This window comes from Maribacter sp., assembly GCA_020629415.1.
Taxonomy (GTDB): domain Bacteria; phylum Bacteroidota; class Bacteroidia; order Flavobacteriales; family Flavobacteriaceae; genus Maribacter; species Maribacter huludaoensis.
In genome coordinates this window covers 33826-41036 of the sequence record JAHDDL010000033.1, presented here as the reverse complement: position 1 = coordinate 41036, position 7211 = coordinate 33826, and the positions used below count along the sequence as shown (strand labels likewise).

9 protein-coding genes are annotated in these 7211 nt (G+C 34.5%); 6 read left to right on the top strand and 3 right to left on the bottom strand.

Annotated features, from left to right (window positions below; translation table 11 throughout):
* Nucleotides 1–58: 58 nt before the first annotated feature.
* Nucleotides 59–1150, bottom strand: a complete 1092-nt coding sequence (locus tag QZ657_RS13220) for a vWA domain-containing protein (RefSeq protein WP_291967444.1) — start codon at nt 1148–1150, stop codon at nt 59–61.
* A 210-nt stretch (nt 1151–1360) separates the two neighbouring features.
* Between QZ657_RS13220 and QZ657_RS13215 the strand changes: the two genes are divergently transcribed.
* From QZ657_RS13215 to QZ657_RS13205, 3 genes are read left to right on the top strand one after another with little or no spacing between them, the layout of a single operon-like run.
* Entirely contained in the window at nt 1361–2365 is a 1005-nt protein-coding gene (locus QZ657_RS13215) for an XdhC family protein (protein WP_291967442.1), read from the top strand.
* Nucleotides 2366–2367: 2 nt separating this feature from the next.
* Complete coding sequence (locus QZ657_RS13210) at nt 2368–2994, top strand: nucleotidyltransferase family protein (RefSeq protein ID WP_291967440.1); 627 nt, start codon at nt 2368–2370, stop codon at nt 2992–2994.
* Nucleotides 2975–4081, top strand: coding sequence for an amidohydrolase family protein (locus tag QZ657_RS13205; RefSeq protein ID WP_291967438.1), 1107 nt, complete (start codon nt 2975–2977; stop codon nt 4079–4081). Before QZ657_RS13210 ends, QZ657_RS13205 begins: the two co-directional genes overlap by 20 nt.
* A gap of 3 nt (nt 4082–4084) precedes the next feature.
* On the opposite strand, the gene QZ657_RS13200 is transcribed toward QZ657_RS13205, so the two are convergent.
* Nucleotides 4085–4231, bottom strand: a complete 147-nt coding sequence (locus QZ657_RS13200) for a hypothetical protein (RefSeq protein WP_291963488.1) — start codon at nt 4229–4231, stop codon at nt 4085–4087.
* Nucleotides 4232–4378: 147 nt separating this feature from the next.
* Between QZ657_RS13200 and QZ657_RS13195 the strand changes: the two genes are divergently transcribed.
* Complete coding sequence (locus QZ657_RS13195) at nt 4379–4864, top strand: RNA polymerase sigma factor (protein WP_291967436.1); 486 nt, start codon at nt 4379–4381, stop codon at nt 4862–4864.
* A gap of 5 nt (nt 4865–4869) precedes the next feature.
* Nucleotides 4870–5469 carry a hypothetical protein gene (locus QZ657_RS13190; protein ID WP_291967434.1) on the top strand — a complete coding sequence of 200 codons (600 nt, stop codon included), beginning with the start codon at nt 4870–4872 and terminating at the stop codon, nt 5467–5469.
* A gap of 2 nt (nt 5470–5471) precedes the next feature.
* Here QZ657_RS13190 and QZ657_RS13185 read toward each other — a convergent pair whose 3' ends face one another.
* Nucleotides 5472–6101 (bottom strand): GntR family transcriptional regulator, encoded by a 630-nt coding sequence (locus QZ657_RS13185; RefSeq protein ID WP_291967432.1) that lies wholly within the window; start codon nt 6099–6101, stop codon nt 5472–5474.
* A gap of 153 nt (nt 6102–6254) precedes the next feature.
* Between QZ657_RS13185 and QZ657_RS13180 the strand changes: the two genes are divergently transcribed.
* Entirely contained in the window at nt 6255–7037 is a 783-nt protein-coding gene (locus tag QZ657_RS13180) for a hypothetical protein (RefSeq protein ID WP_291967430.1), read from the top strand.
* Nucleotides 7038–7211: the final 174 nt, after the last annotated feature.

Genomic DNA, 7211 nt, shown 5'->3' with positions numbered 1-7211 from the left:
TAGAGCAAAAAAAAAGAAGCATTTTCATGCTTCTTTTTGAATTTTGTCGATATTTTACTTATTCACACCCACCGGTAAATCCGTTTGCACTAAACCTGGTCTGTACTGCGCCTTGTCTAGAACCAGTGTTAATTTCTATAGCCAAATTGTTTTCGCCGCTACCATCTCTTTTAGGACTACAGTATTCAAAAAGATAAAAGCTATTGGCCCTTTCAGAAACTTTTTCTGATATATCTCTAAAGGTGTTTTCCAATTCATCTTTATTCGTGGCAAAAACACTTGCTGTTTTACCAACTGCGGTCAAAACATCGGTATCTATTTCCGCTCCCAATCCAATACTAAAGAAAGATATGTTGGAATTTGCATCATTTACTTTCTTTAATGCCGCATCTTCGGTATAACGAGAAGCCTGATCGGTACCATCTGTGAACAAAACAACTGATGCTGCACCTATTTTACCACCCTCTGTCGTTACCTTGATCAAATCCGATGCAATATCGGTCGATTTTATTACGGCACCGTACAAATCTGTAGAAGGGTCATTGCTGATGTCATCGGTAATGCCGTTGACCGCATCTGTAAGTTCTTCTCTTGAAGATGTCAATTCGTTTAACAGGTGTAATTCATCTTCACCATCAAACCAATAAATTGCCATTTTTACAGATTCTGTGGCAGTTTCTGGCATAACGGCCTCAATAAAACTTGAAGAAGCCAATTTCAATTCCTCCAGACTGCTGCTCAATACACTGTTACTTAAGTCCAATACCAATAAAGTATTATTTGAGAAGATTTGTGAGTTGGGTGATATACGTGCCGATGATTCTGAAGTTGATATAGTGTTGAAACAGTCATCGTTTCTACCTTGTTCATATATCGTAAATTGATTTGCCGTTAAACCGGGAACGGGGTTTCCTCCGGTATCCGATACCCTGAAAAATACTGATACCTTACCAGGTAGGGTGGTGTACTGATCTTGTATGGACAAAACAAGTTCTCCTTCATCTAGACCTAGACAATCATCTACCACTGTACCTTTTCCTAGTCCGTCGCCTGTATTAAGGTTAAAATTTACATCATCATCTGCATTACCACAAGATACGATTAGGGCAAGTATAAAAAACACACTGAATGCTTTTAAAAAATTCTTCATATTCAATTATTACGGGTTCAACTAGCAGAACGGACAAAGTTTATTTAAATTATAAAGAATAAAAAAATAAATGTTAAAGATTGTTAAAGCCTACAATTACACATGATTAAAGATATGGAAACACCTTTATTCATTTGGGTTTAAGAGAAGTAGACTTTAAGAATATTAGCTTTAATTTTACTACTTTAGAAGGTGTAAAAATTAAGATTGATGACGCACGAATTTAAAACGATAATTAAGGAATACGGGAATGCTAAAGTAGCTCATTTAAAATGTGTTTTGGCAACTGTAGTCGATTTGGACGGCTCTTCTTATCGCAAACCTGGAGTTCGTATGCTCATTAGGGAAGATGGTGTTATGATCGGGGCTGTAAGTGGTGGTTGTGTAGAGAAGGAAGTGTTATTTCAGGCCCAACCTGTTTTTGAGAATAAAACGACTAAATTAATGACTTATGATGGTAGATTTAGGTTAGGCTGTGAAGGTATATTATATATATTATTAGAATATTTTTCTCCAAATGAAACATTGGTAAATACTTTCAACTCCGTCATTGAAAAACGCCGATCATTTAAACTTTGTACCTCTTATAAAAAGGAATATGGCGTTTTAAATAATTATGGCACGCATATAACCCTTAACTCAAAGCGCTATGCATTCAATGAAAATACTACCGAACATGAAGATGCTTTGCATTTTGATCAAACAATGCAACCTTGCCAAAGACTTTTGTTAATAGGAGGGGAGCACGATGCTAAACAACTGGCTCATTTTGGCATAGGTATGGGATGGGAAGTTAACGTAGCCGTGACTCCAAAAGAAAATAAAACTATTTCGGATTTTCCTGGAATTGATGCATTATTGAACCAAGAACCGGAAGATTTTGATATTGATATTATAGATAATAATACTGCTGTAATTTTAATGACCCATAGTTATGTAAAGGACTTAAAATATTTAATACGGTTAAAAAATAGCCATCCTATGTATTTAGGTATTTTAGGACCAATAAAAAGAAGGGAGAAATTGTTGTCTGAATTGCTGGAACATGATATGGACATTGATCTAGATTTTATAGAAAATATTCATGGTCCTGCAGGATTGAACATTGGTGCAGAAACTCCGCAAGAAATAGCTATATCTATTTTGGCAGAAATCCTGACCGTTATTCGCAAGACACAGCCTGTTAAGTTGAGAGATAAACTAAGTACAATTTAGGGTTGAAAAAAGAACTACATATCGCGGTATTAGTAATGGCTGCCGGGGCTTCTAGGCGCATGAACGGTATAAAGCAATTAATGCCTTGGAAGAATTCAAACTTTTTGTTGGAAACAATTAAAACCGTTGAAAAAAGTAATGCTGCATCCGTGCACGTTGTATTAGGGTCAAATGCTAAACTTATACGTAGAGAATGTAATTTGAACGAAAAAAAAATAGATGTAATTGTAAATCCGAACTGGTCTAACGGACTTGGCAATAGTATTGCCTATGGTGTAAAGGCCTTGTTAAAGAAATTACCCAGTGTAGATGCAATTTTAATCTGTCTTGCGGATCAACCGCTACTTGACCATAATTATTTGAATTCCTTGATCAACGTTTTTGAAAATAATTCGTGTAAAATCGCAGCTACAAACTACGGTAAGAAAATAGGTGTGCCCGCCTTGTTTTCAAATATACATTTTCAACATTTATCTCAATTAGAAGGTGATTTTGGCGCAAAAGAACTTTTGAACAATGATGAATTATCAATAATTTCTTTGGAAGCATTGGATGGGATAATAGACATAGACACTAAATTAGAATACAACGAATTAATAAACAGAACAAATGCAGAGATTAAACCCTAGTAATAACCTAATATTCACCACATTTTCATTTTTAATATTCCTAGTAACTTCATTGTTATCTGCACAAGAAATGGGATTTGAAGAATACAATCCTAAATCTACCTTAGTAGTACCTGCATCTGAAATTGTTAAAGCAAAATTTCCTTTTATAGATATACATAGCCATCAAAGAGACATGTCAGTAGAAGCACTAGATGGTTTAATTGCTCATATGGATGCCATGAACGAAGCCATAATGGTAAACTTAAGTGGTAGATCTGGGGCAAGCCTAAAAGAAAAGATAGATAATATCAATAAAAGTTACCCTAATAGGTTTGTTGTTTTTGCAAATGTTGATTTTGAAGGAGCAAAAGATATGGCATGGGGAGAACAAGCCGCCGCTCAATTAGAGCAAGATATTAAGAATGGTGCTAAGGGTTTAAAGATTTTTAAAAGCCTTGGTTTAAGAAATAAGGATGCCAACGGGAATCGTTTGGCTATAGATGACCCTCGTTTAGATGCTATTTGGGCCAAATGCGCAGAAATGGGAGTGCCTGTATTAATACATGCTGCAGACCCAAAACCTTTCTGGGATGATATGGATGCCAATAATGAAAGATGGTTAGAATTGAAAACACATCCTAGAAGAAAACGCACTGCTACGGATCCAGCCCCATTTGAGCAGATTATTCAAGAACAACATAACGTATTCAGAAAACATCCAAACACTAAATTCATCAATGCCCACATGGGCTGGCATGCCAATAATCTTGATAAACTTGGGGAACTACTAGATGAAATGCCGAATATGAGTGTAGGTATATCTGCCGTAATTGCCGAATTAGGTAGACAACCACAGCATGCAAGAGCTTTCTTTATAAAATACCAAGACCGGGTCCTTTTTGGTAAGGATAGTTGGAAACCAGAAGAGTTCCCTACTTATTTTAGGGTGCTAGAGAGTAACGACGAGTATTTTCCGTACTACAAAAAATATCATGCGTTTTGGTCTATGTACGGTCTAAACCTACCGGATGATGTACTTAAAAAACTATATTATAAAAATGCGCTGAACCTAGTACCAGGTTTAGATACATCGTTATTTAAATAGTAATTACTTTTCTTTAAGTATTTCTGCTTCGTCAACTACGGGTACATCTTTTACATCTTGAAAAATACCACATGAAATCTCTTTTTTAACTAAACTTCGTGTGGTTTTTCTCTTTGTTAACGCCTCAATTTCACGATTTAAAAACTGCATACCTATATTTATTTTTTTAGTAAAACGCACATATATACCTCATGTTGTATGAGTTAGCTTGTTTTTGTTTTAATTTAAAAAAGAATTCACTAAAAAGTGTGACAAAAAAGATAATAGGCATACTAATGGGGAAATACGTTTTTATATATGCAGAAAGAAGAAGTCTTTACTGAATTAATACGTGAACACCAGGCATTATTATATAAGGCGACCTCTATTTACACTGATAATAAGGAAGATCAAGAAGACTTGTTCCAAGAAGTAGTCTTTCAACTTTGGAAATATTTTGATTCTTTTCGCAATGATGCCAAAATTACCACATGGATGTATCGTGTAGCAATGAACACGGCAATAACATTTATTAAAAAGAAAAAAAGAAAACCAAAATCGGTTTCTGTTGCCGATGTTTTCAGCACTCAATCTGATGATAAAGACGATGTTTTAGAAGAGCGATTAAAGCTACTATATCAGCATTTACAACACTTGAACACCTTAGAAAGAGGACTCATTTTTCTTTTGCTTGAAGGAAAAAGTTATAAAGAGATCGCAACAATAACGGGATTAAGCGATACCAATGTGGGCACTAAAATTTCTCGCATTAAGAAAAAATTAAAAACTAACATGACAAAATAAAAATAATGGAACTAGAAGAACTACAGTCTGCATGGACACAAATGAGCAACGAAATAAATCATCAAAAGAAATTGACAAACCAAATAATATTAGACATGACAAAGCAAAAATATCAGAATAAATTTACGACCATAACCAAGTATGAAACTTTAGGAGCCATTATCTGTTTTGCTATTGCCTTAGTTATACTCATAAATTTTCAAAAATTAGATACCTGGTATTTAAAGGTGTGCGGTATACTTACGCTGTCATTTTTAATTGTATTACCTGCAATGGTACTCTCTACGTTAAAAAGGATAAAAAACATCGATATTTTAAATGGTTCGTATAAAGAAAACTTAAAACTTTACGTAAAGACCAAGAATAGACTTTTAAGGTTGCAACAAATTGGCATAGCCGTTGGTCTTATTGGGTTGGTTTTTATAGTGCCGGTGACCTCAAAAATAATATCAAACAAAAACGTCTTCCTAACCAGTTTAAAAACAGAGCAATATATCATATTTACTATTACTATGGTTATCATGGTGTTTTTCTGTAAATGGGCGTATAATGGTTATCTTAAAGTAACACGGTCTGCGCAAGAACTATTGCAAGATTTAGAATAATTTTATTCGGTAAGTTTCTTTTGAACATAATTTAAAATTAGCATCCAATTCATTTTTAATAGGAGTGAAGCGGTAGGTACATTATCATCTGCAATTGCAGAAATAATGGATTCATGCTGATTGTCAGATTTGTTATAGAAAAAATCATCGTCCGTAAAGGCACGTTCATAAAAGAAAATGCGGGTCTTTAAGTCATTAAGAATCTTCAATGCAAGATCGTTATTGTAATTTTTGGTCAACAATCTGTGAAATTCTAAATCTGCCCGTATCCTAGAAAGTGCATCCTTGGCATTTTCAAAAACTTCTTGTTGTTTCTTAAGCTCAATAATATGCTGTTCTGTAAACTCGGAATTTTCAATGGCCATGACCTCTAAATTTGCAACCAACTCATACAAATCTTCGGCTTCTTTAACATCTAATTCTGCAATTATGAATCCTCTGTTGGGTACCGCCTTTATAATGTGAGATTGTTGTAATTGGGTCAATGCCTCCCTAATAGGAGTAACACTGACCTTTAAGTGTCGTGCCAAGGCAGCCAAATTAATGGTTTTACCTGTTTTAAGGTTACCTGTGGTCATCTCTGACAGCAGATAATCTCGCACTTGATCCCTTAAGTTCATTTTAATTAACATACATCAAATATAATATATCGTATACGATTATAACCGTTCTTGAATATCGTTTATTGTAATGCAAGTAAATACAGCACTTGTTAATATAGAAATTTTCAATACTAGGGTTTAGATTTCAACGTTTTAATAAAACAACCCTACAAATAATTCAACATGAAAAATCTAACATTTAAATTTGTCAAAGGATTATTCCTTTCAGGTGTATTACTAATAGCATACAGCTGTAGTGAAGATGATAGCACTATTGAAGAAGTTGACTTTTCCCAAGCAGAGCTCAAAGCAGTTCTAGAAACAGACGACATCACGGGTGGTATTGATTTAGCGTTATTTGAGTTATCATCCAATAATAGTTCCACAGGTAAAACTTTAAGTTATGAGTGTTATAGCGCCGTTTACACTGACACCGGTTATATTGCCACCTTTAATAATTGTGTGTTAAATGGAACAGATAATGTAAATGGTACTTTAGCCGTAACCTATAATCTGCAAGGAGAAATAAGTTCTTTTACCGCTAGCTATGTTGACTTTTACGTGGGAGAAACCAAAATTAATGGTACCAGAGCATTTTCGTTCAATACCAGCTCAAGTGATAACGCAATAACTTTTGAGGTTACCAGTGAAATGACAGTTGAAATGGAAGATGGTGCTATTATTTCTGACAGCGGTACAAAATTTACAACTATTTCTTTTAATGAAACTGCAACGTATAGTGTAGAAGGCAGCTGGACCGTTATTTTTGAAGGAAATACGTATAACGTTACCGTCAAAGATCCTTTAACAAGTGAAATAACCTGTACCTATGTATCAAGTGGAGATATGGATGTTTCTAAAAACGGACTCTCAGTAAATGTAAATTTTGGTGATGGCACTTGTGATGATATTGCAACACTTACATACCCTAATGGAGTAGCGGAAGAAATTTCATTAGAGGATTAAATAAAACATGAAAATAAATTGAAAAGGGATAAGACTTTTAGGTCTTATCCCTTTTTTAGCTAACTCAAATAATTTTTTAAAATTTCTAATGTGTAAACTGTCTACTTGCTACCCATTGCACTCTTTTACTGGTCTTAAAGCTAGAAAAGAATGTGTTTCTCCTTGTTTCCGTTG